Origin of the sequence: Streptosporangium sp. CA-135522, assembly GCF_050949235.1 — a bacterium.
Taxonomy (GTDB): domain Bacteria; phylum Actinomycetota; class Actinomycetes; order Streptosporangiales; family Streptosporangiaceae; genus Streptosporangium.
The window spans coordinates 5631924-5658239 of record NZ_CP192026.1; the positions used below are offsets into that span (position 1 = coordinate 5631924).

The window sequence follows — 26316 nt, forward strand, 5'->3', positions numbered from 1 at the left end:
CCGGCGGCCCGCGCACCGATGTGGCGATCATGGATGAATCTCCTTGCGAGCGCTGAACCCCCCTTCCTCGGCCAGGCGCATGAGGCGGCGGTGGGCCCGGCCGCCGGCATGGCCGAGCGTGTCCTGGGCGACGGTGCGCAGCTCGTCGTCCTCCACGATCGTCTCCCCGCCCACCAGCAGGCGGGTCAGCGGCGGCTGTCTGCTGCCGAAGACGAGGACGGCGACCGGGTCGGTGACGGCCGAGGCGAAGGCGCCGTCGGTCCGCCACAGGGCGATGTCGGCGAGCTTGCCGGTTTCCAGGGAGCCGATCTCCTCTTGGCGGCCGAGGTTCTTCGCACCGCCCAGGGTCGCCATCTCCAGGGCCTGGCGGGCGGTGAGCGCCGTGGGACCGTATTTGGCCCGCTGGAACAGCAGGGCTTGGCGCATCTCGCCGCACAGCGTGGTCAATTCGGAGGAGGCGCTGCCGTCCACGCCGAGACCGACGTTCGCGCCGCGCTGGAGCATCCGCGACACCCGTGCGATGCCGGCGCCGAGACGGCCGTTGGAGCTGGGGCAGTGCGCCGAGCCTGTGCCGGTCTGGGCGAAGATGTCGATGTCGGAGTCGCTCAGGTGGATCGCATGGGCGAACCACACGTCCGGACCGAGCCAGCCGAGCTTTTCCATGTAGTCGACCGGGCGAAGGCCGACCTGGGCCAGGCAGTGTTCCTCCTCGTCGAGGGTCTCGGCGAGGTGGGTGTGCAAGCGTACGCCCTTGGACCTGGCCAGGGAGGCGGCCGCCGTCATCAGTTCGGCGCTGACGGAGAACGGCGAGCACGGGGCGACCGCGATGCGCAGCTTCGAGGAGAAGGACGGGTCGTGGTAGGCGTCGACGGCCTCGGCCGTCGCGGCGAGGATCTCGTCGAGCCCTTCGACCACGACGTCCGGCGGCAGGCCGCCCTGTGAGGCGCCCCGGTCCATCGACCCCCTGGCGGGGTGGAAACGGATGCCCAGATCGCGGGCCGCCTCGATCTCCGCGGCGAACAGGTCGCCGCGGCCCTTGGGGAAGACGTAGTGGTGGTCGCTGGAGGTGGTGCAGCCGGACAGGGCCAGGTATCCCAGGCCCGCGCCCGCCGCGCCCTTGACGACCTCGGCGTCCATGGCGGCCCACACCTGGTAGAGCGCCACCAGCCACTCGAACAGCGTGGCGTCCTGGGCGAGGCCCTGGGAGGCCCACTGGTAGAGGTGATGGTGGGTGTTGACCAGGCCGGGAGTGGCCAGGCAGCCGGTGCCGTCGATCCTGGTGGCGCCCGGTAGGACGGGGGCGGCGCCGGGACCGAGCCCCACGATCCTGTCGCCCTCGATGTGGATGTGCCCGGAAGGGATCTCCGAGCCCACGACCGGGGAGATGAAGACGTTCTCGATGATCGTCGTGCTCATGCGGCTGCCGCCTTACGGGTTGTGACGATCCGTACGCGGCCGTTGACGACGAGCCCGGCGCGCGTCAGATCGTTTCCCTTCGGTCGTACCCCGCCCGTCACCGGTGCCACGGATCTCACGTTCGGCATGCAAGCAGTACACACACCACCGCCCTCCGCGGTCCAGCGGCGAGAAGTCCGAAGACGAGCCGGGCTTTGCCGCGGGTTTTCGTGGCATGCTCCAACCTTTCGCGGCGTTGCCGTCGAGGCCCGCCGGCACCGGCCGCCGCCGCGCGTGCCGCAGACCCGTCCCCCGCTGGACGGGCGGACGGCTTCCGGGCCCGCCGGCGCCCGGTGGCAGGAAGCTGCCACCGGGCGGGAACTTGCTGACTCCGTTTCGCCTGGTTCGCAGGGCGCGGGAGGCGCAGAGTTGGTTGTACAAGAACAAAACAACCGCTCAAGAAAAGAGACGAAGAAATGAAGAACTCCACCGCCTCCTCGATCGGTTTCAACCTCACCGCCAAGCTTTCCGTCGCGATCGTCGGTGGCGCCCTGGCCGCCACCGCGGCCATCGGCGGCTACTCCACCGCGAGCGCAGCCGGCACCACCTGGGACTCCGCCTCGGCGGTCACCGCGGGCACCACCTGGGACTCAGCCGGCGCCAACGGCACCACGTGGGACTCCACCAGCGGCACGACCTGGGACTCCGCGAACACCGACGGCACCACGTGGGACTCCGCGAGCAGCGACACGACGCTGTGAACCACCCGGAAAACAATTCCGATTAATTCAAACAATGCCGGATCGAATGGGAAACGATGCGCCACGTCGAGCCGCCGAACAAATCACCGGCCGACAGATCCCAGAGACATCCTTTCTTCTCGAAAAATGGCGCAAAGGCCCATAGCGGCCGATGGAGACCTCACCGTCCGCACACGCCGGTGACGACGGGCTCCTCGTACGGATCCGCGTGAGGTGACCGCGGCTCCCATCGCTCCAGAGGCCGGCCCTCGTGAACCGACGCCCCACCCCACCCCGGCCATCGCTCATCACACCGACAGCCCGGCCATCGCTCATCACACCGACAGCGCCCGGGAGAAGCACGGCCCGCGAGGTGGCCGCCGACAGACGGTGCGGGAAGAAGCCGACGCGGGATCCTTCCGGCTAGCGCGAGATGCGCAGGTCGGTGACCACGGCCGCGTGGTCGGAGTAGAACCTGCCGGGCTCGTGACTCGCCAGCCGCCGGTCGACGGTGAAGGAGTCACGCGCTTTCACGCCCGCCCCCTTGGCGAAGATGAAGTCGATCCGGTCCTTGGTGATCATGTAGTCGTAGTCCGGCTGGGGGCTCCAGGACTTGCCCGGCGACTTGCACACGTTGCGGTTGACGGCGCGGTAGGTGTCGACGAAACCCGCGTCGGTGACCACGCCGGTCGCTCGCAGGTCATAGGAGAGACCGTAGTGACAGTGCGCGCCGCCCTGAGTCCAGTCGGCGGCGGGCAGGGTGTTGAAGTCACCGCCGAGGATCACCGGGTCGGTGTTGCCCGAGAGCATGGCCGGCAGGTGGTTGTGGATGATGTCGGTGATCTGGGGCAGCTGAACCTGGGTGTCGCCCTCGGTGACCTGCTGGGCGGTGTACGGCTGCGCCTCACCCTTCTGGATCGCCGTCGCGTTGGCATCGATCATGTCACCGACCCACGGGTCGGAGTAGTTGAGCCAGGTGTCGAAGAAGTTGGCCTCCCGCCCGCTCGGCAGCTTGACCCGGATACCGCCGAAGTAGAAGTCGTTGACGATGCCACCGACCGGCTTGGGGTACACCTTCGTGATCGGGTAGTGGGTGAAGATCCACAGGTTGTCGGCCGACCGGGAGGTGATCCGGGTCGCGGTGTAGTCGCCCTTCCCCGCCCTGGCGCTCAGCCCGGCGCGGATGTCCTCGGCGGAGCCGTACGTCTCGACGGACAGGAAGACGTCGGGCGCGATGTCGACGAGCTGGTCGATCACCAGCGGCAGGTTCGCCGCGCCGCCCACGGCCGGGTCCTTGCCTCCGTGCCAGATGTTCCACGCGAGCACCCTGACGTCGTCGGCCTTGGGCGCGGCGTGCGCGGACGGGGCCGCGGCGACGACGAGAAAGGCGGACAGGACAGCTGAAGTTAATGTAACACGTGACATTTTACTACTCCCTAAATTTTTTGACCGGCCGGCTAACGGGGTCCGACCATCCGGCGACCCGCTCTCCGACGGCTCCGCGAGCGTGGCGCCCGGATCGCGAAGCCGGTCGCGGACGCCTCACGATCCCGTCCGGCCCGTGCCGCGGGTTCCGGCACCACAGGACCCCGGCGGACCGCCTCCTCTGCGCGGCCTTGCCACCGGGGCGCAGTGGACGGCACCACGCCCCACCTCCGGACGATGTGAGCTGGAGAGGAGGTTAGCGCTCATTTGTGAGAATAGATAGACGCAATTGAGCATGTTCACTCATGGACAGAGCATGTTCACTCATGGCCCGTTCCCCTCCAGAGGCCGGTCCGCGCCACGGGCCAGCCACGCGGGATAGGCGTCGTTGCGCCTGCTCGCCTCGCCATGGGCACGCCGGGCGTTCTCGACGACCTCGGCGCCCCCGGCGGCGAACGGGCCGTCGCGATGCCAGGCCAGCAGGTGCCGGTACCAGAGTGGGGTTCCGACGATCGGTCTGATCGCAAGACCGGGCGACTGCCGGGAGGTCGCCTGGCACAGGCTGACCCCCAGCCCGGCGAGCACGAGATCGACCAGGACCGGTCCCTCCACCTCGTGCCGCACCCGCATGGCCAGCCCCGCGTCACGGAGAACCGTCGCCCAGTACTCCCGAATCCTGTCATCGTCGGGCGGCGGTACGATCCAGTCCTCGGCGGCCAGGTCCCCGAGGGTGACCTCGGGCTTGGCCGCGAGCGGGTGGCCGACGGCCATCATCGCGAAGACGGGCTCGATCACCACCGGCCGCAGCACGACGCCGGGGCGGGCCGCGAGCTCGAAACCCGGGCAGTCCCCTACCACCGCGAGCTCGAGCTGGGCGGCCTCGACCAGCTCGACGAGCCGGGTCGAGGCTCCACGGGTGACGGTGGTCACCCTGGCATCGGGATGGGCCGCGTCGAGCCAGGACACAAGCCCGGCCAGCAACGGCGCGTTGACCGTGCCGATCCGCAGCGTCCTGTGCTGGGCCGGCGCGCGGAGTCCGAAGACGAGATCGTCGACGGCGGGCAGCACGGCTCGCGCCCTGGCCAGCACGAGCTCGCCGAACGCGGTGGGCCGCACGCCCTGCGGGACTCGCTCGAACAGCGCACCGCCGAGCATGGTCTCGATGCGGCGAAGCTGGGCGGTGAGGCCGGGCTGGGACAGGCGCAGGCTCTTGGCGGCTCGGGTCAGACTGCCCGACTCGGCGACGGCGCAGATGACGCGCAGGTGCCGGATCTCCAACTCCATAACCCAACGTTATGGGTAAATAGGAGCTTTTGTCCTGGCAAACGGATGGATGACTATCTACCCACCCCAACGACCCCATAACGATATGTGCAATTTCACATGGCAATGGTACTAACGGAAGGTGGAGCGACATGTCAGGAAAGCGTGCCCTGATCGCCCTCGCGGTCGGTCTCGCCGGTGTCGCGAGCGGTTGCGGTCAGGGTGACGGTACGGCTTCGACTCCACGAGGGACGGCGAGCGTCGAAGGCGGCGTGCTGCACGTCTTGTCCAGCATCGACCTTGAGCATCTGGACCCGGCCCGCAACTACGTCACCTCATCGATGGACGTCGGCAGGCTGATCTACCGCACGCTCACCACCAACGCCGCGGCGCCCGGCGCCCCGGGCGGCGCGGTCGTCCCCGACCTGGCCACCGATCTCGGCACTCCCACCGACGGGGCCAGAACCTGGACCTTCACCCTCAAGGAGGGCGTGAAGTTCGAGGACGGCCGCCCGATCACCAGCAAGGACGTCAAATACGGTGTCGAGCGTACATTCGCCCCCGAGCTTCCCGAAGGCCCGCCGTACGCCCGGATGTGGCTGCGAGGCGGCGGCGGGTACAGGGGCCCGCTCGGCGGGGAGGACCTGAGGTCGATCGAGACGCCCGACGACCGGACGATCGTGTTCCGGCTCAACAGGCCGGTCGCCGACTTCGGCTCGACCGTCTCGATGCCGTTCTTCGCACCCGTGCCCAAGGACAGGGAGGCCGGGGTCGCCTACGACAATCGGCCGTTCTCCTCCGGACCCTACAAGATCGAGAAGTTCGAGCCGAAGAAGCGGATCGAACTCGTCCGCAACGAGCACTGGGACCGCTCCACCGACACCGTGCGCAAGGGGTTGCCGGACCGCATCGTCATCGACCTCAACCTCGATCCCGCCGTGGTCGACCAGCGGATGATCGCGGGGCAGGGCGAGGACGCCGACGCCGTGCAGTTCGAGCCGATCGGCGCCGCCTCCGTCGCCCAGGTGCTCACCGACCCCACGCTCAAGGAGCGCCTGGTCGTCGGCGAGTCGACCAACACGAGGTTCCTGTCGCTCAACACCGCCAGGAAACCGCTCGACCAGGTGAAGGTACGTCAGGCGGTCGCCTACGCACTGGACAAGGAGGCGCTGCGGACCGTGCGCGGTGGGCCCGTCGCGGGCGACATCGCCACCACGATCCTGCCTCCGTCGATACCGGGTCACCGCGAGGAGGATCCGTACCCCTCTGACCTGGCCAAGGCCAAGGCGCTGCTCGCCGAGGCGGGGTTCGCCTCCGGCGTCGACCTCACACTCGACACCCCGGCCACGCCGAGCGGCAAGGCACAGGGCGAGGCGGTCCAGGCGTCGCTCGGCCGGGTCGGCATCCGGGTGAAGATCAACGAGATCAGCTCGTCGGCGTTCTGGAGCACGGTCGGCAACACCGACCAGCAGCACGACCTGGTCATCGACGGCTGGACCCCGGACTGGACGGGGGCCTCGACGTACCTGCCGAACGTCCTTGACGGACGGTTCATCGTCAAGCAGGGCAACCAGAACCGGGCACGATACGACTCGGCCGAGGTCAACAAACGCTTCGACGAGATCGGCGTGATGACGGACGCCGCCGCCGCCGCGACCGCCTACGGCGAACTGGCCACGCGGATCATGCGGGACGCGCCGCTCGTGCCCTTCCTCTGGGACAAGTCCGCCTTCCTGACCGGGTCGAACGTGATCGGCGCCTACGGGCACGTCGCCTACGTCGGACGAGTCGATCTCGCCACGGTCGGTCTTAAGAGCGCCCAGTGACGCTCGCCCAGGCGGCCGGCGCAACGGCGGCCGAGCCCGTCGCCTCACCGGCGCGCCGGCTCGCCCGGCGTGTCCTGTCCGACCGCACCGCCACCGTCGCCGTCACGGTCATCGCACTTCTCGTGCTCATGGCCCTCGGCGCCCCCCTGATCACCGCCCTCACCGGTCAGTCGCCCACCGAGTTCCGCCCCGAGGCGATCGACCCCGCCCTGGGCGGTCTGCCGAAGGGCTCGTGGGGCGGCATCAGCGCCGGGCATCCACTCGGCGTCGAACCCGTCACCGGCCGCGACGTGCTCGCCCGCGTCGCCTGGGGCTCCCGGGTCTCGCTGCTGATCTCGTTGCTGGCCACCCTGCTCTCCACCGCGCTCGGCACCGCGCTCGGCACCGTGCTCGGCCTCGTCGCCGGGTTCAGGGGCGGCTGGGCCGACATGGTGATCGGCCGCCTGATGGACCTGCTGATGTCCTTCCCGAGCCTGATCTTCATGATCGCGTTCATGTCCGTCGTCCCCGACGGCGACCGCGAACTGATGCTCGTCGCCGTACTCGGCCTGTTCGGCTGGCCGTACATCGGCAGGATCGTCCGCGGTCAGGCCATGGCGCTGGCGGGCAGGGAGTTCGTCGAGGCGGCCAGGGTGCTGGGCGCGCCCCGCGGGGCGATCCTGTTCAGGGAGATCCTGCCCAACCTGACCGCGCCGATCCTGGTCGTGGCGACGCTGTCGATTCCCGGTTACATCGCCACCGAGGCGGGCCTGTCGTTCCTGGGCGTCGGGGTGCGCCCGCCGACCCCGTCATGGGGGCAGATGATCGCCTCGGCCGTGCCCTGGTACGCGGCCGACCCCGTCTACTTCCTCATCCCCGGCCTGTTCCTCCTGGTCACCGTGCTGGCGTTCAACATGGTCGGCGACGCGCTCGGAGACGCCCGATGATCATCTATCTCCTCAAACGACTTGGCGCGGCCGTCGCGATCCTGGTGGTCATCTGCGCGCTCACCTTCGCGATCTTCTATGTCGCGCCGGACGACCCCGCGCAGAAGGCGTGCGGCAAGGCCTGCACGCCTGAGCGGATCGAGCAGATCCGCGGCCAGCTCGGCCTCGACAGGCCGATCCCAGAGCAGTTCGCCGCCTACGTGCGGGGCATCTTCACCGGGCGCACCTACGGTACGGGGCCGACCGCGGTCGAGTGCCCGTTCCCCTGCCTCGGTTTCAGCTTCCAGACCAACGTGCCCGTGCGGGAACTGCTGGTCAGCAGGTTGCCGGTGAGCGCGTCCATCGCGATCGGTGCCGCCGTGCTGTGGTTGCTCGTCGGGGTCGGCGCCGGGACGGTCGCGGCGCTGCGCAGGGGCTCATGGTGGGACAGGACCGCGATGGGAGCGGCGCTCGGCGGCGTCTCGCTGCCGATCTACCTCACCGCGCTCGTCCTGCAGTACGTCCTCGTCGTCGTGCTCAAGGTCCTGCCGTACCCGAGGGCGGTCGGCCTGCTGGAAGACCCGGCCGGCTGGTTCGCCTCGATGCTGATGCCGTGGATCGCGCTGGCCGCGCTCTACGCGGGCATGTACGCCAGACTGACGCGCACCGAGCTGATCGGCGCGCTGAACCAGAACTTCGTCCGCACCGCCCGGGCCAAGGGCCTGTCCGAACACACCGTGGTGCGGCGGCACGCGCTGCGTCCCGCGCTCACCCCGATCGTGACCGTCTTCGGCATGGATCTCGGCGCGTTGCTCGGCGGCGCGTTGATCACCGAGTCGGTGTTCGGCCTGCCCGGCGTAGGCAAGCTGGCCGCCGACGCGATCAACAGCTCGGACCAGCCGGTGATCCTCGGCGTGACGCTGTTCGCCGCGACCTTCATCGTCTGCGCGAACGTGATCGTGGACCTTCTCTACGCGGTGCTCGACCCGCGGATCAGGCTGGGCGCCGCATGACACTGCTCGATGTCAGGAACCTCACGGTCTCCTTCGGCGACACCAGGGCCGTCGACGGCCTGTCCTTCAGCCTGGAGCGCGGCCGCGTGCTCGGCCTCGTCGGCGAGTCAGGCTGCGGTAAGTCGGTGACCAGCCTCGCCGTGATGGGCCTGCTCAATGACGCCCGGACCAGCGGCGAGATCTGGTTCGGCGGCCGGGAACTGCTCGGAAGCGACCGGCGGACCGTCCGCAGGCTGCGTGGTGACCGGCTGGCGATGATCTTCCAGGATCCGCTGTCGTCGCTCAACCCCTACTACCCGGTCGGCTTCCAGGTCGCCGAGTCATACCGGGCGCACCGCCGTACCAGCAGGAAACAGGCGCGCGCACTCGTGGTCCGGATGCTGGAACGCGTCGGGATCCCCGAGCCCGAGCGGCGCGCCCGCGACTACCCTCACCAGTTCTCCGGCGGCATGCGGCAGCGCGTGATGATCGCGATGGCGCTCTGCCTGGAGCCCGAGCTGATCATCGCCGACGAGCCGACCACCGCGCTGGACGTGACCGTGCAGGCGCAGATCCTCGGCCTGCTCGACACGCTGCGCGAGGAGTACGGCACCGCCATCCTGCTGATCACACACGATCTCGGCGTGGTGGCGGGGACGGCCGACGAGGTCGTCGTCATGTACGGCGGGCGGGCCGTCGAACGCGGCGAGGTGCACACGCTGTTCGAGGACCCGCGCGAGCCGTACACCCGCAGCCTGCTGGCCGCCGTCCCCCGGATCGACCGGCCCGTGCCTGACCGTCTGGAGATCTCGTGACAGCCCTCCTGGAAGTCGAAGGCCTGGTCAAGCGCTTCCCCGTGCGCCACGCGCTGACCCGTCGCGTCACCGGCCATCTGACCGCGGTCAACGACGTCTCGCTGACCGTGAGGCAGGGCGAGGCGCTCGGCCTGGTCGGTGAGTCGGGCTGCGGCAAGTCGAGCACGGCCAGGCTGATCACCAGGCTGGCCGAGCCGACCGAGGGCACGGTCCGCTTCGACGGACGCGACATCACCGCGATCGGCGAGGACGCCCTGCGTCCGATCCGCCGCGATCTGCAGATGATCTTCCAGGATCCGTTCTCCTCGCTGAACCCCCGCATGACCGTCGAGGCGATCCTTTCGGCGCCCTTCCGCTACCAGGGTCTGAAGCCCGAACCGGGTCAGGTCGCCGAGCTGCTGCGGCGGGTGGGGCTGCGCCCCGAGCACGCCGAGCGGCTGCCCCACCAGTTCTCCGGCGGCCAGGCCCAGCGGATCGGCATCGCCCGCGCGCTGGCCCTGCGCCCGAAGCTGGTCGTCTGCGACGAGCCGGTGTCCGCGCTCGACGTCTCGGTGCAGGCGCAGATCCTCAACCTGCTGGGCGACCTGCGGGAGGAATTCGGGCTCGGCTACGTGTTCATCGCCCACGATCTCGGCGCCGTGCGCCAGGTGTGCGGCAGGATCGCGGTGATGTATCTCGGCACGATCGTGGAGATCGCCGACCGTGACGAGTTGTTCGCCCGCCCGGCCCACCCGTACACGGCCGCGCTGCTGTCCGCGGTGCCGATTCCCGACCCGAGGATCGAGCGGGCCAGGCCCCGCGTCGTGCTCTCCGGCGACCTGCCCAGCCCGGCGAACCCGCCCAGCGGCTGCCCTTTCCGCACCCGGTGCCCGAAGGCGGCCGAGCGATGCGCGGTGGAGCGGCCCAGGCTGGTGGAAGGCGCGCCCGGCCATCGGGTCGCCTGCCATTTCCCCCTCGATCTCCCCCACGGCGCAACCCGATGAGCAGGACCGCCATCGGCGAAAGGACCTCCGTGACCCGGCTCCACCTGGCCGACCATGTCTTCCCCGTGCCGCTCGACCACGCCGACCCCGACGGCCCCTCGATCGAGGTGTTCGCCCGCGAGGTGGCCGACGTCGCGCGGGCAGGTGAGAACCTGCCGTGGCTGCTCTACCTGCAGGGCGGCCCCGGTGGTCGCTCCCCCAGGCCGCTGGGGGCGGACGGCTGGCTCGGTCACGCGCTCAGGACGCACCGGGTGTTGCTGCTCGACCAGCGCGGCACGGGCCGCAGCACCCCTGTCACCCCGCGCACCCCCGAGCGGGTCGGCGACCTGGCCGGGTACCTGCGGCACTTCAGGGCCGACTCGATCGTGGCCGACTGCGAGCTGGTCCGCGGGCGACTCGGCGTCGAGCGGTGGGAGACGCTGGGCCAGAGCTACGGGGGCTTCCTGACGATGACGTACCTGTCGACGGCGCCTGAGGCGCTGAAAGCCTGCTACGTCACAGGCGGGCTGCCCGGCCTGACCGCCACCGCCGACGAGGTCTACGCCCGCACCTACCCGAGGGTCGCGGCCAAGGTCGAGCGATACTACTCCCGCTATCCCGCCGACATCGGCAGGGTCGGACGCATCCTCGACCGGCTGCACGAGGGCGGGGTCCGGCTGCCCGACGGCGACCTGCTCACCCCGCACAGGTTCAGAACACTCGGCCTGGCCTTCGGCATGGGGAACGGGTTCGAGCGGGTGCACTGGCTGGTCGAGGACGCCTTCGACGGTGACGAGCTCTCGCGTGACTTCCTCTACCAGGTCATGCAGCTCACCGGCTTCACTGGCAACCCGCTCTTCGCCGTACTGCAGGAGAGCATCTACGGCCAGGGCGCCAGGCCCACCGCCTGGGCGGCCGAGCGGGCCCTCGCCGACTTCCCCGGCTTCGGCCGTCACGCCGGCTCCCCGCTGTTCACCGGGGAGATGATCTATCCCTGGATGTTCGAGGAGGTCGCGGCGCTACGCCCCTACGCCGAGGCCGCCGACCAGCTCGCCCTTGTGGAGGACTGGCCCGTGCTTTACGACCTCGACCGCCTGGCCGCCAACCGGGTGCCGGTCGCGGCCGTGATCTACCACGACGACATGTACGTCGATGCGGGCCTGTCACTGGAGACCGCTCAGGCCGTCGGCAACGTGCGCGCCTGGGTCACCAACGAGTGGGAGCACGACGGGGTCACCGCCTCGGGCGAGCGCGTGTTCGCCCGTCTCATGGAACTGGCGACCTGAAAGGCATCCCATCAGCGATCAACTCTCCCGGCCGACCGGCAGGGCACGGTCTCTCGTCAGGACTCAACGTCCAGGAACCCAGAGTTCTCACCTGCCGGCGGCCACCACCAGGAGTCTGCCGGACGGCTTACTCCCAGAACCGATGAGGACCACTGATGTTGCGTCGATTAGTTCCGGTAGTGCTGGCGACCGTACTCGCCGTGTCCGTCCTCGCCGTCCCCACGGCCGCCCACGCGACCGGGGCCCGCGCCGCCGAGTGCGCGCTGCCCGGCCGTACCGGCTGGACCGACGAGGGTCACGACACCGACCACCGGCAGTTTCACGTCGCGACCGGCCGGATCAGAGCCGTCATGCTGTTCGTTGACTTCCCCGACGCGGTCGCGGAGGACGACACCGCGCAGTACGCCGATCACTTCGCGCCCGCCCGGCAGTGGCTCGCCGCCGCGTCGTACGGCAGGGCGCGGCTGAGCATCACCCCGGTGCACAAGTGGTTCAGGATGCCGCAGGACAACACCGCCTACGGCTTCGACAGAGGTATCAGCTACGAGCAGCACCGGCTCTACGTCCGGCAGGCGGTGTCCGCGGCCGACGCCGAGGTGGACTTCTCCGCCTACGACATCGTCTACATCGTCCCTTCGAGGAACGCGGCGGCGGTGACGTTCTCACCCACCTACCTGTGGGATCCGGCCCAGAGCGGCGTGGTCGCCGACGGCGCCGAAGTGAAGTGGGGCGTCACTTTCGGCCAGGACATGTGGCGCTGGGGCTACAAAGTTCTCGCGCACGAGACCGGCCACATCTTCGGCCTGCCCGACCTCTACTCCTTCACCGGGCCCGACTACCACCGCTTCGTCGGCGGCTGGGACGTCATGGGGCTGATCAGCGGCCCGTCACCGCGTCCGTTCGCGTGGCACGCGTGGAAGCTCGGCTGGATCTCCGACGGCCAGGTGGCATGCGTGCCCACCTCCGGCGGGACCTACCGGCTCACCCCCGTGGAGCTGCCCGGCGGACGCAAGCTCGTCGTGATCAAAGTCAGCGAGACGAGCGCCTACGCGATCGAGGCGCGGAAGGGAAGCGCGTGCTCGGGTGGCGTGGTGATCTACAAGGTCGACTCGGCGGTGGCGACGGGAGAGGGCCCCATCCGCATGATGGACGCCAAGCCCGACGCCGTCGCGCCGGCGGGGTGCCACCCTCTCGACGACGGCGCCTACGGCCCCGGCGAGATCTTCACCGATCGGTCGGCGGGGGTGCGCGTCGAGGTCAGTGGGGACGTCGTGCGGATCGAGCGACGTCTCGGACATGCATAGCTGTCCCGGGAAGACGAAGCTGTTCGATTTGCGTGGACCGAGGTGGAACGCCGCCCTACCGGGTACGGCGGACGGCGCGGTCGCGGGGTTCCACCGGCGCCGATGTCATCTCCGGCGCGAGGCCTTCTTCCGTGGCCGAGGCGAGGCGGCCACCCCCGGGGTACCCGAAAGCGACCAGTGCGCCGGGCGGGTGAGCGACGGCGGCACCTTCGTGTCGGCGCTCCCCCGTGCCGCGTCGAGCTGCGACTGGATGAGGAAGATGCTCCCGGAGAGGTCGGCGCCGCCGAGGTCGGCGTCCCTGAGGTCGGCCCCGGTGAGGTCGGCCGCTTTCAGGTCGGCACCCCTGAGATCGGCTCCGATGAGGTACGCCCCTCTCAGGTTGGCGCCTCTCAGGTCGGCGCCCTTGAGGTCGGCACCGATCAGATCGGCCCCTCTGTGATCCTTCTTGCGGCCCGGGACCTCGGCTCGCGCGAGTTCGCCGGCGCGCAGCAGCAGGGCGTTGACCTCCTGCCGGCGTGCCGCCACATCCACTTCCGTGAGGGATTCGGGGCCGTCGTGCGTGAGAAGCTCGATCTCGTCGAACGCGCGGGTCAGCTCACCGTGGAGCGGGCGGGCCGGTTGCAGCGTCAGCGCCTGCGACAGATACCAGAGCAGCTCGTGCAGGTGCCGCATGATCGGGAACACTTCGAACATCTGCTTCGCGGTCCGCGGGGCCCTGCGCCAGTCCTGTCCACCGAAGGTGACCTGGGAGACCTTCTGTCCCGCGCCGAAACAGTCGTAGACGGTGCAGCCGGCGAAGCCCTGCGGCCTGAGGCGCTGGTGAATGCCGCAGCGGAAGTCCTCCCGCAGGTTGGGGCAGGGCTGCCCGGCGGCTTTGTCGATCGCGAAATCCGTCGAGGCCGAGAAGGTCGGGACGACGCAGCACAGCGCGAAGCAACGCTCGCAGTCAGCCCGCAGGCCGAGGCGACCTCCGTCCGGAAGAGGTTCGGCGTGTTCGCTTCTCTCGGACAATGTGCGGGGTCTCCTGCTGGATCGGGAACATCGCTTTTCGACATGCTCTGGGTGGGACTTCGCTTTTCACGTGGATACTATCGGCCCGGCAGGTCCGGGGCCGAACGGAGCCCGGTGCGCCTTCCACGCCATCCGCTCCCCCTCAGGGGTCAGCGACACCCGCACCGCCCTACCGTCGCCCGGGTGCGCGCCCCGCTCAACGAGTCCCTGCTCCTGCGCCCGGTCGACCGGTTCGGCCACGCTGTGGCGGCGCGACTGAAGCCGATCGGCCGGCTCTCGCACGGTCGCCCACTGCCTGTCGGGAGACCCCTTCAGCGCCGGCATCAGGTGATCCCGCTGCGGGGTCAGGCCGTTTCCGCGCACCGTCTCCTCGCTGAAACGCAGGTGACGGCGAATGCCGAAACGAAACCGGGCCAACGATTCGAAATCCCGCTTCATCAGGGGTTCGAACGCCGCTCCCTCCCACCCCACCGCACCGGGGCGCCGTGGCCGGTCGGGCTCTTGCTTCGTCACAGCGCGAATGTATCGGGATACGACATATTCGTGCCGCAACTCCACTCAGACCCCGGCGAACAAGACACATGCCGGACGCTTTATATCGCGTTACGATAGAAATATCCGGACAGGCGAGACAAAAGTTTGGTTCGGCGTTCGGGGTGATCCGGCCGATGGCGGGATCACCGACCAGCGCACCGGCGCTCGCCGCGTCGTCCGCGTCGATCGGGGAGGCACGGCCTCACCGCGACGACACCGGCGATCGGCGGCCGTGACGGTCCGCGCTGTGACGGGGCCGCGCACCACAGCGCCCGCCCCCGTCGCCCTGTGATCGGCCGGCCCCTCCCGTCAAGAGCGGGACCGGCGGACCGGTCATCCGTCTGAGAGGCCCGCGGGCCGCCGGGAAAGTCGGATCGGCGGAGCCGAGGGCGGACACGGGAGGATGAAATGATCACTACCGGCCTCTCCGCACTGATCGCGGTTCTGGCGCTGGGCGCGATGTGGCTCATGTCGGGCGTTCGGATCGTCAAGCAGTTCGAGCGTGGCGTCGTCTTCCGGTTCGGGCAGGTCCGCGCCGGGGTCCGCGGGCCCGGCCTCGCCCTGATCGTGCCGGTCGCCGACCGTCTGCAGAAGGTCAACATGCAGATCGTCACCATGCCCGTGCCCGCTCAGGACGGCATAACCCGCGACAACGTGACGGTTCACGTGGACGCCGTGATCTACTTCCGAGTCGTCGACCCGGTGCGTGTGGTCGTCGACGTCCAGGATTACGAATCCGCCATTCGCCAGGTCGCGCTGGCGTCGCTGCGCTCGATCATCGGCAAGAGCGACCTGGACGATCTGTTGTCCAACCGGGAGCGGCTCAACCAGGGCCTGGAACTGATGATCGACAGTCCGGCGGTGGGCTGGGGCGTGCACATCGACCGTGTCGAGATCAAGGATGTGGCCCTGCCGGAGTCGATGAAGCGGTCCATGTCGCGGCAGGCCGAAGCGGAACGCGAACGGCGCTCCCGCATCATCACCGCCGAAGGCGAGCTGCAGGCTTCGAAGAAGCTGGCGCAAGCCGCCGAGACGATGACCGCGCACCCCGCCGCCCTGCAGCTGCGCCTGCTCCAGACCGTCGTCGAGGTCGCGGCGGAGAAGAACTCCACCCTCGTGCTGCCCTTCCCCGTCGAACTGCTCCGCTTCCTGGAACGGTCGACACCCCCGGAGAACGGCCGGACCGCCGAGCCGGCCACCACGGATCCGGCCACCGCGGACTCCCCGCCGATGCTGTCGGCAGACCTGCCGGCGCCCGACCTGCCGGCGCCCACCGGCCACTACTTCCCGGACGACGCCCGCGCCCTCGGCCGGACCGCGCCCGACACCGCGGGGGCCGACCGGTAAGCGACCTGCCGGCGCCTCGGGCGAGGTGAGCGTTCTCGGTGGGGAACGCTCACGTTCCGGCTGTTGCACGGGCACCGCCATGAACAAAAGTTATTGCTTGCATGAAAAGTAAGCCTTGGACTTATCGAAAGGGGCCGAGCAGAGTCGGTGGGGTAGCCGTCCAGACGGCGTATCCCTGCCCACCCCCTCTTCGCAGACCAAGGAGACGGTGTCGCCGCTGACCGCAGGTCACCGGCGTCGAGTGGGCCGTCGACGGCGGAGCCCTGCGCCAGATCTGATCCCGATATCCACCTCAAAACGCGAAAGGCGTATTGCATCATGTCCATATCTCTGCGCCCCCCTGCTCTCGCCGCGGCCTGCCTCGCCATCGGAGCCGCCGCAACCATGGGGGTCGTCGGAGCCTCCGCCGCGGCCCAGGCCGGCGGTTCCCCGTCCGCGAGTCATGACCAGTGGGCCTGGAGCCTCGTCGACCGCTCCCCCCGGCTGGTCCAGCCCAAGCGGCTCACCGTGGACCGCTCCATCGGCACCGGGCGAGCCCGTACCGCCGTGCGCCTGGCCCAGCGGCTCTACACCTTCTGGAACACCGGTCGGAGCACGTATCTGGACGCCGCCATCAGCCGGGACTTCCGCGACAACACCCTGCCCACCGGGCGCCCCCAAGGTCCGGCCGGTCCGCTCTTCGCCTCGAAGAACTTCCGCGCCGCCGTACCCGATCTGACCTGCGAGCTGTCGGACCTGTTGGTGACCGGCGACAAGATCACCGCACGGCTGGTCTTCCGCGGCCACTTCACCGGCACCCTCGACGGCCGCCGGGGACAGGGCCAGAAGGTGGAGTTCAACGCCATCGACATCCAGCACGTCGAAGGCGACCGCATCACCGAGGACTGGCACATCGAGGACGACCAGACCCTGATGGCTCAGGTGGACGCCCCGCGATCACGCTGACTCCTCCGGCTCTCACGCCGGTGTCGTGAACGCCCCGTCCACGCCTCCGCCGCACAGGAATCGTGAACGCTCCGTCCACGCCTCCGCCGTACAGGAAGAGGTCACGCCGGCCGAGGGCGCGGCGCGGACGCCTTCGATGGCGGCCCGACGGAGCCGAAGCTCTCCACCGGGCCGCCAAGGCGGCGCGAACTCATTCCGGGAGGCGGACTCCCAGCTTCGAGGCGAGCCACGGACGCAGCACCGGCACGACATGAGCGGCCTGCATGGCCCCCGTGTGGTCGAGCCCGTCCAGAACCCGTACGTCCCAGCCCAGGTCTTCGAGCTCCCCGCGCCGGTCGACGATCGGGCCCGCCATGCTCACGTGCACGTCGCCCCAGCGCTCGCCGTACTTGATCTCGTCCTCCGAACCCACGAAGCACAGGCGGGGGCAGTCGACACGCGCCTGGGCGGCTCGGTCGTCGAACCCCTGCAACGCCTGATACAGCGTGAGGAACTGCTGGGTCTGCGCTCTCGTCATGGTCACCTCCACCGACGACCAGTCACCGGGTTCGCTCGACGACTGCGAGATCCGGGGAGCGTCCTGCGCCGAGACGGACATCTCGTGGGTCGCCGCGGTCACGCGCAGCATCTCGGCGTACGGCCCGCCGAGCGGCGGGAAGCCGCCCATGACGAGCGCCGAGAGGCGATCGGTCCGGATCGCGAGCTGGAGCCCGCTCAGCGCGAGCCAGGAGTAGCCGTAATAGGCGAACCGGTCGGCCCCCGCCGCATCGGCCACGGCGAGCAGGTCGCCGGCGACGGCGGCGGGTGTGAGCGTGTCCGGTTTGGGGGTGCTCAGGACGTGTCCCTCGTAGTCGAAGGCGATCACCCGGAACGTGTCGCCGAGGCCTTCGATGAGGGAGCGGCCCAGGGCCGGGTCGGCGCCCCATTTCCGCATCTGGTCGGCCTGCGGCCCTTCCACCGGCCGAGGATTGACCGGCAGCAGCAAGGCGGGCCCGGCGCCGTGGACCTCCACATCGATGGTGCTTCCGTCATGCAATGTCGCTTCGAGCATTGAGATCATCTCCAGCTTCGATCCGTCAGGATCTCCGTAGGCTGTAAAGTAATGACTCGCAATACAATAGCTTATGGCGTAAAGAATTGCGATCTGTCGGTCCGCAGGAGGTTCTCGCTGGACAGGAGGGCGTGGGCGAGCCGCCGGCCTTCTCATCCGGCCTCACCGCCGGCCTTCCGGCCGTGCACGGCATCGCAGCCCGATGCACGCGAGGACGCGGACTCCCGCGCTCGGACCGCGCCTTTGACGGCGCTGCCTTTGACGGCGCTTCGATCCGCGGCAGGTGCGCGTCCCACGGCCCGCGCTCGATCACGATCGCGAGCGTGTCGCGACCGGATGTTCGTCATAGCGAATGCATGTCCATTAACGTGAACACGTTGATCGGCGTCCGCCCCGCCGGCCGAGCCGACCTCTGGAGCGAGCACATGGGAAACGGTTCACCGCTCACGGGCGAGAGGCCGCCCCTCGGTCCGATCGCACTGATCGCGGCCTTGATCCGCCGGGAGCGTGACCGCGCCGGCCTGTCTCTGAGCGAGCTGGCGAGGCGGGCGGGCATCGCCAAGTCCACGCTGTCCCAGCTGGAGTCGGGTGGCGGCAACCCGAGCGTGGAGACCCTGTGGGCACTCGGCGTCGCGCTCGGCGTGCCGTTCAGCCGGCTGGTCGAGCCGCCGTGGCCGGATGTGCGGGTGATCCGCGCCGGCGAGGGCCCGCTCACCCACTCCGAACAGGCCGACCACACCGCCACGCTGCTGGCCTCCTGCCCTCCCAGCGCCCGTCGGGACATCTACCGCGTCGGGGCACGGCCGGGCGATCCCCGAATCTCCGAACCACACATGCCCGGCACGACGGAACACGTGGTGCTCGCCACCGGCCGGGCGCTGGTGGGCCCGGTCGCAGAGCCGGTCGAGCTCGGTCCGGGCGACTACATCACCTATCCCGGCGACGCGCCGCACATCTTCGAGGCCCTCGAACCGGACACCACCGCGGTGGTCGTCATGGAGCACATCTGAGGCGCAGGACCCGTACGGCGCGACCGTTCACACGGGGGTGGGCGCGACCGCCGCCAGCAGCAGATCGATCATGCGCTCGGCCGCCCGCTCGTCGCCGTCGAGGCGCAGATCACCTGACCGAACGGCCTCCTGCAGGGAGCGCCGGCCGGCGTACACGGCCCGGAGGGTGCCGGCGTCGGTGGTGAGCGTCGCATCGGCCCGCTCGCCGAGATCGAGCCGTTCAAGAAGCGCATGGGCTGGACCGTCCCCTGCTACTCCTCGCAGCACAGCGACTTCGACGCCGACTGCGGAGTGGGCGGCGGAGTCGGACTCCGTCGTCGTCCCAATCGGCGGCGGGCCCCGCCGTAACGGATCGATCTGGTCCGGTACGGCCGGCCCCCGCGTGGACGAACGATCGGCGGGCCCTCCTCCCGTTAAGCTGAGAGGTGTGAGGGCACCGCGCCGGTGGCGTGGATGCCGCAGCGGTGGGGCTCGCCGTACCGAACCGTGACGCTCCGCCGCCGCCAGCGGTCCCTGCTCGTGACGGCTCGCACCCGCATCGGCGGGGCCACGCCACGTGTGGGGAGAGGCATGCGTCCGGATCAGGTGAGGTTCGCGGCAGTGACCGAGCCCGTCGACCCCGATGTCGATCTCGCCGATGCGCGCCGGCGCCGCGAACCGCGCCGCACGCGCTACGGCGTGCTGGCGGTGATCGCCGCCGGTGGCGCGATCGGCACGGGTGCCCGCTACGGGGCGGCTCTGCTGTGGCCGACCGCCGCCGGCTCCTTTCCGTGGACCACGCTGGGCGTCAACGCCTCCGGCTGCCTGGTCATCGGGATCTTCATGGTGATCTTGACCGAGGTGTGGACGGCGCCGGCCTGGGTGCGACCGTTCTTCGCCACCGGCGTGCTGGGCGGGTTCACCACCTTCTCCACCTACTGCGTGGACGTCGAGCGTCTGGTGATCGGTGGCCGGGCCGGCCTCGCGCTGGCCTACCTGGTGGCGACGCCCGCCGCGGCGTTGGCCGCGGTGGCCGCCGGCGCGTGGGCCGCCCGCCGGCTGCCGGCGATCAAGGCGACGAGGAGGATGCGATGAGTCTGTCCGGGCGGGCCCTGCGCCTGACGATCTTCGTCGATGACACCGACACCTGGCACCACCGCCCCATGTACACCGAGATCGTGCATCGGGCGCACGCCGCCGGACTGGCCGGCGCGTCGGTCTTTCGCGGCGTGGAAGGCTTCGGCGCCGGCCAGGTCGTGCACACCACCCGGCTGCTGTCGATGGCCGACGACCTTCCGGTGGCGATCGTCATCGTCGACGCCGAAGAGCGGATCCGCGCCTTCCTGCCCCGATTGGACGACCTCCTCATCGAAGGCCTGGCCGTCCTGGACGAGGTCGAGGTCGTTCACTACCGCGGACGGCAGGTGAGGGCGTGAACTGGTTGCTGGTGCTGTTCGGCGGCGCGGTCGGCGCGCCGTTGCGCTATCTGACCGACCGGGCCGTGCAGGCCCGCCACGACACGGTCTTCCCGTGGGGCACCTTCACCGCGAACGTGGTCGGTTCGCTGGTTTTGGGCGTGCTGGCCGGGGCGGCGCTGGCCGGGGCGGTGGGCACCGACGCGCAGTTGCTGCTGGGCACCGGGCTGTGCGGGGCGCTGACCACGTACTCGACGTTTTCGTACGAGACGTTGCGGCTGGCCGAGACCGGTGCGGTCTTCTTCGCCGCCGCCAACGTCATCGCATCGATCGTCGCCGGTCTCGGCGCGGTGTTCATCGGCCTCACGATCGCCCAGGCCGTCGTCGGATAGGGCGCCCTGGGACCGCCGGCGAAGTTGAACGAGGCGGCCCGGGACCGCCGGCGAGGTCGGACGAGGCAGCCGGGAACCGCCGGCGAAGGGCGCGTGCCCGCCCGCCGGATCGACGGCCGCGACCGGCGGTGTCGGGAGGGAGTGCCGGATCCAGCGATCTTCGATCGGCGCGCGGCGCATGGGGCTATCCCATTTCCACCGGATGAACCGGATATTTCAATTTAAGAATCCTTTTGTATTGACAACCATTGACATCCCCGGTCACTCTCTCTGGGAGAGCGCTCTCCCATTCGCCGTTTCCAACGGTGACCCCCCACCCCAAGGAGAGGCCATGCACCCACTCCGAAGCCCCGGCCGGTTCCGCCTGGGACTGGTCGCCGCCATGCTGGCCGCGCTGGTCGCGACCACTCTGGCGATCATCAGTCCCGCCACCGCGGCGGACACCCTCCTTTCGCAGAGCATGCCCGCGACGGCCTCCTCCGTCGAGGGAAGCGGGTACGGCGCCGGGGCCGCCTTCGACGGCAACGGCGGCACCCGCTGGGCCAGCGCGTTCAGCGATCCGCAGTGGATCCAGGTCGATCTCGGCGCCACGGCGACGATCTCCCAGGTCATCCTGAACTGGGAAGGCGCCTACGCCAAGGCCTTCAAGATCCAGACCTCCGCCAACGGCACGTCGTGGACCGACCTCTACTCGACCACGACCGGCAGCGGAGGCGGCCAGACCCTCAATGTGTCCGGCAACGGCCGCTACGTCCGCATGTACGGCACCGCCCGGGCCGGCGGCTACGGCTACTCGCTGTGGGAGTTCAAGGTGTACGGCACGGGCGGCGGCTCCACCCCGGTCCCGAGCCCCACGTTCACCGACCAGGTGACGCACCATGAGTTCCAGGCCAACTGCTCGTGGACGACGAACCGGCCCGACGACCCGATCGTCTTCCCCGGCCTGCCCGGCGCCTCGCACATGCACACCTTCGTCGGCAACACCACGACCAACGCCGACAGCACGTCGTCGTCGCTCCTCGGAGGCGGCACATCGTGCACCAATCCGCACGACAGGTCGGCCTACTGGTTCCCGAGCTTCTACAAGGGTGACCAGCTGATCCAGCCGACCGGCAACCAGGTCGTCTACTACAAGTCGGGCATCCTCGAATACTGGCGGGTGCGTTCCTTCCCGCAGGGGCTACGGTTCGTCGTGGGCAGTCCGACCGCGACGCTGGAGCAGTTCCGCGACTCGCCCGGCGCGGTCGAGGGCTTCGAGTGCGGCGACATCTCCCACAGCTGGGACATCCCGACGTCCTGCCCGGCGGGCAGCCAGGTCAACGTCCGCTACCAGGCGCCAAGCTGCTGGGACGGGGTTCACCTCGACAGCGCCGACCACAAGGGCCACATGGCCTACCCCGCCGACGGCTACTGCCCCGCCACCTATCCGGTGCCGGTGCCGATGCTCGAGTTCAAGATCGCTTTCCCGGCATCCGGCGACCTGTCCCAGGCACGGCTGGCCAGCGGCCGCGGCTATTCCTGGCACTACGACTTCTTCAACGCGTGGGACGACCCCGCCATCCTCGACGCCCTGGTCACCCACTGCATCAACGGTGGCCTCCAGTGCAACCCGCGCGGTTACGACCTGTACAAGCCGCACCGCGGCGCCGCTCTCACCGAGAACTTCGAGCTCCCCTGACCGCACCCGCCCGGCCCCGATCGACACGGCCCCCCCGGGGCCGGGCGGGTGTCCCCGACGCGAGGAAGGTCCGCATGAGACGTGCCGGCGGGATGTTCACCCCGCTCGTCGTGTCCACCCTGACAATCGGCCTGGTGACCGGCTGTGTCACTCATACCACGGCAGCCGTACCGGATCACCGTCACGGATCGCCGGTCCGCGCCGCCGCCACGGCCTCGGGTGGCTTCAACACCACCGACACGGCCTGGCTCCAGCTGATGATCCCCATGAACGAGCGGGTCCTGCCTCTCCTCGACCTCGGCGCCGAGCGCGGGCACGACCCTGCCGTCCGGCGGCTGGCCGCCCGGGCCAGGAACGATCACCTGACCGAGCTCGAACGGCTCCGCGTGATGCTGACCCGGACCGGCCTGCCGCCGACGAACGTGCACGCTGGACACGACATGCCCGGCATGGTCACCGCCGCCGACCTGACGGCCCTGAGAGCGACCGGCGGCGCCGCGTTCGACCGGCTCTTCCTCGACCGTCTGCGTGAGCATCTCCAGCAGTCGGCCATGGTCTCCCGCTCCGAGCAGACCGCCGGCGCCGACGACGACACCCGCGCCCTGGCCGCCGCCGTCGAACGGTCCCGCGGCGCCCAGCTCGACCTGCTCGGCCGTGTCCGGGCGGCCATGTGAGCCGACGGCAGGTCCTGCCGTGAGATGTTTCCAGATTCCGCGAGGAGGTTGATCATGTCGCTCCCACCGCCTGGCCTGCGAGGGTACCGCGCTGTCGTGGCGTGGTGACTTCCACGACGCCCGCCGGCTTCTGCGTGCCATGGCACGGCGTGCGGAACGCCACGCGCCCAAGGCCGCCGTCTCCCCCGCCCATGCCTTATCCACGAGATGCCGCCGGATCGGCGGGAAGCAGGTGTCATTGTTGCGGTCCGACGGCCCGGACCCACCGAGCTCTTCCCTGCCGACAGGCAGACGCAGAGCATCGGGATGCTCCGCGCGAGGCAGGTGAGGGAGACCGTCCACCGGGATGCCGGTGAGCTCGTTACCGCTGGGCGGGAAGGAACCGGTCGAGGGCGTCGGCCACCAGCTCGGGCTGTTCGAGGGTCTGCATGTGGGGCGTGCCCGGCAGCTGCTCGAAGTCGGCCGTGGGGATGCGTGCGGCGAGGGCGGACTGGAACTCGAGCGTGGCGGACGCGTCGAGCTCACCCGCGAGGACCAGTGCCGGAGCGGGAAAGGCTCCGAGCCGGTCGTACACGTCCAGGCTCTTGTAAGCCCGCCAGACGGCGGCCCAGTCGGCAGGGTCGAAATCGCGGACGCATTCGCGCGCGTAGCGCACACCCCAGCCGTCGTCGGCGAGCGCACCGGGGGTGAACCATCGAGACAGCGTGGGCGTGACCAGTGCCTGCATGCCGTCGGTCTCGGCCAGACGGGCCCTGGCCTCGAAGGCGTCGGGAAAGGGCCGGTCGGTGGTGGCCAGCAGGGCCAGCGACTCCAGCCGGTCAGGACGACTTACCGCGACGACCTGCGCGATCGCTCCCCCCAGGGACAGCCCGACGAGATGCACCCGCTCCAGGTCGAGGGCATCGAGCACGCCCACCACGTCACGGGCGGTGTCGGCCATGGTGAACGGCGCCGGCGCCCCGGCCGCCGACCCGTGCGCGCGGATGTCGTAGGCGAACACTCGCCGGCCGGCCGAGAGCCGGTCCATGACCGGCCTCCACATGCGCCAGTCCACGCCGAGGGAGTGGATCAGCACCACGGCCGGACCGCTGTCACCCCGCTGCGCCACCACCGTCTCGTGATCGGTCAAGGTCACCCTGCGCAGCCTCACCCCGGTCAGGCTGCCTTGGACCGACCCTTCCTGTTCGTGGCGGCCCTCGTCGCGGCGGTTCATCATGTGCTCCCGTATCCGGTATGGCTGATACGGCGATCATCGGGGAACGGCACACCATATGTCCAAAACATAACTGGACTGACAGCGATACATCAGAAATATCACGGATCGGCCGAGACAAGCGGTGGATGCCGGATCACGAAGTCGATGAACGCGGCCAGCGCCGGTCCCGGCCGGCGAAGGGCCGACCACACCAGCGCCGGCGCCCAGACCGGTTCGGGGTCGAGCCTGACGATCCGTACCGGTTGTCCCGCTTCCTCGGCGATGGAACGGGGGACGATGGCGACTGCCGCACCGACGCTGGCCAGGGCCCGAGCCGTGGTGTAGTCGCGGGTTTCGAAGCGGAACCGAGGGGTGGACCCGGCCGCCGCCAGGGCCGACACAATGATCTCCCAGACGACCGCCCCAGCGGGGTAGGAGACCAGATCAAGCCCGTCGAGGGCGGCGACGGGCACGCGACGCTCACCGGTCCACGGCCCCTCGGCCGCGGTGATGAGCACCAGCGGCTCCACGCCGAGCGGATGGGACGCCAGGCGGGTGTCGTCCAAGTGGGGGGAGATGGCCACGGTCGCCGCGTCGAGCCGGCCGGCGTGCAGGCCGTCCACCTTCTCTTCACCGGTCATCTCCCGCAGTTCCACCTCGACCGCCGGACAGGTCTCGCCGAACTCGGTCAGCATGCGGGCAAGCCGTACGGTCAGGCCGCGAGCGCTGCCCAGACGGATCCTGCCTCGGGCACCGGTTCCCCAGCCGGCCATCTCCTCCTCGACCGCCACCAGATCGGACAGAATCCGCTCGGCGTGATCCGACAGCGCCGCCCCGGCCGGGGTGATCTCCACCCGGTGGTTGTTCCGCTCGAACAACGCCACCCCCAACTGCCGTTCCAGCTTGCGGATCTGCTGCGACAACGCCGGCTGTGCGATCCGCAGCGCCTCGGCCGCCCGGGTGAAGTGCAACTCCCGGGCGACGGCCCGGACGTATTCGAGCTGACGCGAACTGATCATCACCGAATTGTCCCACCACGCCATCGCCGTACGCCGTGTCCCCCTCGTCCACCCACGCCCCGGCCACCGGGCCGGTGCCCACGATCCTGTCCGCCATGTTCGTTCGGGCCATCGCCTGGTGGCTGGAACACGATCGGCCGTCACCCCCGCGACAGATCGCCGCCCGGTTCGCGCAACTCGCCACCGCCATCATCGCCGAGGCCGACAGCTGGACCGGTTCGGGGCGACCGACCGCCTTTACATTGTAGATTTTTAAGAGGGCTTCTCCGCCCTGGTGGCGTGTTCGAAGAGATCGGCGAGCTCGCGCGCGTGGGCGTCGAGGTCATGTCCGGGGTGCGCGATCCAGTAGGCGAACATGTTGTCGATGGAGCCGGAGTGGGCCACCGCCATCACGCGGACGTCGAAGGCGCGAAACTCCCCCCTCGCCTGGCCGTGACGGTAGATCTCCTCCAGCGCCGCGAAGATCGGCTCGCTGGCGGCGATGCCGAAGCGGGGCGAGCCGTCGGGCTGGCGCAGGTTGTAGAAGATCTCGCCGAGCGCCCTGAGCTGGGCCCTGTTGTCGCGCATGTGTTCGGCGATGGTAAGGATGTGCGTGCGCAGCAGGCCCGTCGCGCTCTCCTCCTTCTCCATCCTGGCCATGACGAACTCGATGATGCCGGAGTAGACGTGGTTGACGACCTCCTCCATCAGCTCGTCCTTGCCGGCGAAATGGTAGGAGATCACGCCCTTGCTGATGCCGGCGTGCTTGGCGATCAGCGCCAGCGACGCCTTCGCGAATCCCATCTCGGCGATGACCTGGATGGCGGAGTCGATGATCTGGGCTCGCCGGGCCAGCTCGATGAATGACCGCTGCTTCTGACCACTTGGCTCACTTTCTGGCCGCATGGCCATATTTTAGCACGATCGGTCAATTCAGTTCGGTGACCGGAACGCCTGTTCGCGGAGGAAGAGGAAACAGCGCATTTTGAAAGAACGGCGCCCGGGCAGCCGCTTGCTAGCCTGGCCGCGTCCCGGACCTCCTGGAGGGAGTCGCGGCTGTGAAAGTCACGCACGGTCAGTGGCAGGCGACACGTACCTCTCTCCGGGAAACGGCTGAGCGTTTCGCCGAGACGCTCTGCCTCGCGCGGGGAAAACGCGCGGGAACAAGGAGAGC

Annotated in this window: 28 protein-coding genes; 18 read left to right on the forward strand and 10 right to left on the reverse strand. The window is 69.5% G+C overall.

The features are described from left to right. Nucleotides 1-27: 27 nt before the first annotated feature. Nucleotides 28-1416 carry an 8-oxoguanine deaminase gene (locus ACQPYK_RS26720; protein WP_433236220.1) on the reverse strand — a complete coding sequence of 463 codons (1389 nt, stop codon included), beginning with the start codon at nucleotides 1414-1416 and terminating at the stop codon, nucleotides 28-30. A gap of 455 nt (nucleotides 1417-1871) precedes the next feature. Between ACQPYK_RS26720 and ACQPYK_RS26725 the strand changes: the two genes are divergently transcribed. Next, entirely contained in the window at nucleotides 1872-2156 is a 285-nt protein-coding gene (locus tag ACQPYK_RS26725; protein WP_433236223.1) for a hypothetical protein, read from the forward strand. Between the two features lie 402 nt (nucleotides 2157-2558). Here the strand turns inward: ACQPYK_RS26725 and ACQPYK_RS26730 are convergent, their stop codons facing one another. Further along, nucleotides 2559-3560 (reverse strand): endonuclease/exonuclease/phosphatase family protein, encoded by a 1002-nt coding sequence (locus ACQPYK_RS26730; protein ID WP_433236226.1) that lies wholly within the window; start codon nucleotides 3558-3560, stop codon nucleotides 2559-2561. A 324-nt stretch (nucleotides 3561-3884) separates the two neighbouring features. Beyond that, complete coding sequence (locus ACQPYK_RS26735) at nucleotides 3885-4844, reverse strand: LysR family transcriptional regulator (RefSeq protein ID WP_433236229.1); 960 nt, start codon at nucleotides 4842-4844, stop codon at nucleotides 3885-3887. A gap of 131 nt (nucleotides 4845-4975) precedes the next feature. On the opposite strand from ACQPYK_RS26735, the gene ACQPYK_RS26740 reads away from it, so the two are divergent. The 7 genes from ACQPYK_RS26740 to ACQPYK_RS26770 all read left to right on the forward strand — a co-directional run bounded on the left by ACQPYK_RS26740 (nucleotide 4976) and on the right by ACQPYK_RS26770 (nucleotide 12913). Continuing rightward, a complete protein-coding gene (locus ACQPYK_RS26740) occupies nucleotides 4976-6649 on the forward strand; it encodes an ABC transporter substrate-binding protein (protein ID WP_433236232.1) in 1674 nt (557 codons plus the stop codon). Next, nucleotides 6646-7575 (forward strand): ABC transporter permease, encoded by a 930-nt coding sequence (locus ACQPYK_RS26745; RefSeq protein WP_433236235.1) that lies wholly within the window; start codon nucleotides 6646-6648, stop codon nucleotides 7573-7575. The genes ACQPYK_RS26740 and ACQPYK_RS26745 overlap by 4 nt, the downstream gene beginning before the upstream one ends. Then, nucleotides 7572-8567, forward strand: coding sequence for an ABC transporter permease (locus tag ACQPYK_RS26750; protein ID WP_433236238.1), 996 nt, complete (start codon nucleotides 7572-7574; stop codon nucleotides 8565-8567). The genes ACQPYK_RS26745 and ACQPYK_RS26750 overlap by 4 nt, the downstream gene beginning before the upstream one ends. Continuing rightward, nucleotides 8564-9361, forward strand: coding sequence for an ABC transporter ATP-binding protein (locus ACQPYK_RS26755; protein ID WP_433236241.1), 798 nt, complete (start codon nucleotides 8564-8566; stop codon nucleotides 9359-9361). The genes ACQPYK_RS26750 and ACQPYK_RS26755 overlap by 4 nt, the downstream gene beginning before the upstream one ends. Further along, the gene (locus ACQPYK_RS26760) at nucleotides 9358-10344 is read left to right on the forward strand and encodes an ABC transporter ATP-binding protein (protein WP_433236244.1); all 987 of its coding nucleotides are present in this window, start codon (nucleotides 9358-9360) and stop codon (nucleotides 10342-10344) included. The genes ACQPYK_RS26755 and ACQPYK_RS26760 overlap by 4 nt, the downstream gene beginning before the upstream one ends. A 29-nt stretch (nucleotides 10345-10373) precedes the next feature. After that, nucleotides 10374-11609 (forward strand): alpha/beta fold hydrolase, encoded by a 1236-nt coding sequence (locus ACQPYK_RS26765; protein WP_433236247.1) that lies wholly within the window; start codon nucleotides 10374-10376, stop codon nucleotides 11607-11609. Nucleotides 11610-11764: 155 nt separating this feature from the next. Continuing rightward, nucleotides 11765-12913 carry a M6 family metalloprotease domain-containing protein gene (locus tag ACQPYK_RS26770; RefSeq protein WP_433236250.1) on the forward strand — a complete coding sequence of 383 codons (1149 nt, stop codon included), beginning with the start codon at nucleotides 11765-11767 and terminating at the stop codon, nucleotides 12911-12913. A gap of 105 nt (nucleotides 12914-13018) precedes the next feature. On the opposite strand, the gene ACQPYK_RS26775 is transcribed toward ACQPYK_RS26770, so the two are convergent. Then, nucleotides 13019-13924: a pentapeptide repeat-containing protein gene (locus ACQPYK_RS26775; protein WP_433236253.1), complete on the reverse strand. Its 906-nt coding sequence runs from the start codon at nucleotides 13922-13924 to the stop codon at nucleotides 13019-13021. 66 nt (nucleotides 13925-13990) lie between these two features. Continuing rightward, entirely contained in the window at nucleotides 13991-14437 is a 447-nt protein-coding gene (locus ACQPYK_RS26780; RefSeq protein ID WP_433236256.1) for a MarR family winged helix-turn-helix transcriptional regulator, read from the reverse strand. A 429-nt stretch (nucleotides 14438-14866) separates the two neighbouring features. On the opposite strand from ACQPYK_RS26780, the gene ACQPYK_RS26785 reads away from it, so the two are divergent. Next, a complete protein-coding gene (locus ACQPYK_RS26785; RefSeq protein ID WP_433236259.1) occupies nucleotides 14867-15805 on the forward strand; it encodes a slipin family protein in 939 nt (312 codons plus the stop codon). Between the two features lie 318 nt (nucleotides 15806-16123). Next, entirely contained in the window at nucleotides 16124-16750 is a 627-nt protein-coding gene (locus tag ACQPYK_RS26790; RefSeq protein ID WP_433236262.1) for an ester cyclase, read from the forward strand. Nucleotides 16751-16940: 190 nt separating this feature from the next. Here the strand turns inward: ACQPYK_RS26790 and ACQPYK_RS26795 are convergent, their stop codons facing one another. Then, nucleotides 16941-17801 carry an alpha/beta fold hydrolase gene (locus ACQPYK_RS26795; RefSeq protein WP_433236265.1) on the reverse strand — a complete coding sequence of 287 codons (861 nt, stop codon included), beginning with the start codon at nucleotides 17799-17801 and terminating at the stop codon, nucleotides 16941-16943. Nucleotides 17802-18157: 356 nt separating this feature from the next. Here ACQPYK_RS26795 and ACQPYK_RS26800 point away from each other — a divergent pair, with 356 nt between their 5' ends. Further along, nucleotides 18158-18811 carry a helix-turn-helix domain-containing protein gene (locus ACQPYK_RS26800; protein ID WP_433236268.1) on the forward strand — a complete coding sequence of 218 codons (654 nt, stop codon included), beginning with the start codon at nucleotides 18158-18160 and terminating at the stop codon, nucleotides 18809-18811. Between the two features lie 27 nt (nucleotides 18812-18838). Here the strand turns inward: ACQPYK_RS26800 and ACQPYK_RS26805 are convergent, their stop codons facing one another. Further along, complete coding sequence (locus ACQPYK_RS26805; protein WP_433259136.1) at nucleotides 18839-19078, reverse strand: alkyl sulfatase C-terminal domain-containing protein; 240 nt, start codon at nucleotides 19076-19078, stop codon at nucleotides 18839-18841. Here ACQPYK_RS26805 and ACQPYK_RS26810 point away from each other — a divergent pair. From ACQPYK_RS26810 to ACQPYK_RS26835, 6 genes are all read left to right on the forward strand, one after another. Then, the gene (locus tag ACQPYK_RS26810) at nucleotides 19043-19159 is read left to right on the forward strand and encodes a hypothetical protein (RefSeq protein WP_433236271.1); all 117 of its coding nucleotides are present in this window, start codon (nucleotides 19043-19045) and stop codon (nucleotides 19157-19159) included. The genes ACQPYK_RS26805 and ACQPYK_RS26810 overlap by 36 nt on opposite strands. Before the next feature lie 252 nt (nucleotides 19160-19411). Next, a complete protein-coding gene (locus tag ACQPYK_RS26815) occupies nucleotides 19412-19885 on the forward strand; it encodes a FluC/FEX family fluoride channel (RefSeq protein WP_433236274.1) in 474 nt (157 codons plus the stop codon). Continuing rightward, on the forward strand, nucleotides 19882-20226 hold the full coding sequence (locus ACQPYK_RS26820) for a DUF190 domain-containing protein (RefSeq protein ID WP_433236277.1): 345 nt from the start codon (nucleotides 19882-19884) through the stop codon (nucleotides 20224-20226). The genes ACQPYK_RS26815 and ACQPYK_RS26820 overlap by 4 nt, the downstream gene beginning before the upstream one ends. After that, nucleotides 20223-20597 carry a fluoride efflux transporter CrcB gene (gene crcB / locus ACQPYK_RS26825; RefSeq protein ID WP_433236280.1) on the forward strand — a complete coding sequence of 125 codons (375 nt, stop codon included), beginning with the start codon at nucleotides 20223-20225 and terminating at the stop codon, nucleotides 20595-20597. Before ACQPYK_RS26820 ends, crcB begins: the two co-directional genes overlap by 4 nt. A gap of 331 nt (nucleotides 20598-20928) precedes the next feature. Next, entirely contained in the window at nucleotides 20929-22275 is a 1347-nt protein-coding gene (locus tag ACQPYK_RS26830; RefSeq protein ID WP_433236283.1) for a DUF1996 domain-containing protein, read from the forward strand. 74 nt (nucleotides 22276-22349) lie between these two features. Continuing rightward, nucleotides 22350-22949, forward strand: coding sequence for a DUF305 domain-containing protein (locus ACQPYK_RS26835; RefSeq protein ID WP_433236286.1), 600 nt, complete (start codon nucleotides 22350-22352; stop codon nucleotides 22947-22949). A gap of 361 nt (nucleotides 22950-23310) precedes the next feature. Here ACQPYK_RS26835 and ACQPYK_RS26840 read toward each other — a convergent pair whose 3' ends face one another. Together ACQPYK_RS26840 and ACQPYK_RS26845 are read right to left on the reverse strand one after the other, a co-directional pair. Then, nucleotides 23311-24165 carry an alpha/beta fold hydrolase gene (locus tag ACQPYK_RS26840; RefSeq protein WP_433236289.1) on the reverse strand — a complete coding sequence of 285 codons (855 nt, stop codon included), beginning with the start codon at nucleotides 24163-24165 and terminating at the stop codon, nucleotides 23311-23313. A gap of 98 nt (nucleotides 24166-24263) precedes the next feature. Next, on the reverse strand, nucleotides 24264-25163 hold the full coding sequence (locus ACQPYK_RS26845; protein WP_433236292.1) for a LysR family transcriptional regulator: 900 nt from the start codon (nucleotides 25161-25163) through the stop codon (nucleotides 24264-24266). Nucleotides 25164-25198: 35 nt separating this feature from the next. Here ACQPYK_RS26845 and ACQPYK_RS26850 point away from each other — a divergent pair, with 35 nt between their 5' ends. Next, a complete protein-coding gene (locus ACQPYK_RS26850) occupies nucleotides 25199-25411 on the forward strand; it encodes a hypothetical protein (protein ID WP_433236295.1) in 213 nt (70 codons plus the stop codon). Nucleotides 25412-25415: 4 nt separating this feature from the next. Here ACQPYK_RS26850 and ACQPYK_RS26855 read toward each other — a convergent pair whose 3' ends face one another. Then, a complete protein-coding gene (locus ACQPYK_RS26855; RefSeq protein WP_433236298.1) occupies nucleotides 25416-26048 on the reverse strand; it encodes a TetR/AcrR family transcriptional regulator in 633 nt (210 codons plus the stop codon). Nucleotides 26049-26316 lie beyond the last annotated feature (268 nt).